The sequence below is a fragment of the Neisseria sp. P0021.S005 genome (genome assembly GCF_051956955.1).
Genome location: NZ_JBQCWY010000965.1, coordinates 1 through 450 on the forward strand (window position 1 = coordinate 1; position 450 = coordinate 450).

Here is a 450-nt window from a genome sequence, read left to right on the forward strand (position 1 = left end):
GGTTTCCCCCGGAACCTTGACCTCCTCCTCCCCCAACAACCTGGGGGTTTCGTAAAACTCCCTCCCCCCGGCCGAATCGGAAACGAACAAGTGCCCAACAAACCCCCCCTGTGGCTCTGGAACAAGGGCACCGTCCTTCAAGACCGTATTCAAAACCTTCAAGAGGCCTTGGTTGATTTGGGGGAAAAAAAAAACGAAAAAGGTCGCGTCCAACACCCTCGTAAAGCTGGGGGTTTGTGGTTTATAGGTTCCTTTCAGTATGAGAAACAAACACAACCCCCCGTTTTTCCACACCCCACCGCTTTTTGAAAGAAAAGTGGGGAGAAAAAAAAAAAAACCTCTTTCTCCCCTCTTTTTTTTTTTTTTTTGTTTTGGGGTTTTGTTTTTTTCTTCTTTCTCCCCCCCCCCCCCCCCCCCCCCCCCCCCGCAACCGATAACAAGCACATGGGC

Annotated in this window: 2 protein-coding genes; both read right to left on the reverse strand. The window is 50.7% G+C overall.

Features of this window, described 5'->3' with window-relative positions; genetic code table 11:
- Window positions 1–213: hypothetical protein (locus tag ACTHUE_RS20395; RefSeq protein ID WP_440424319.1), on the reverse strand; the 213-nt coding region annotated here is incomplete at its 3' end.
- Between the two features lie 41 nt (window positions 214–254).
- On the reverse strand, window positions 255–450 hold a 196-nt coding region (locus tag ACTHUE_RS20400; RefSeq protein ID WP_440424320.1), incomplete at its 5' end, for a hypothetical protein.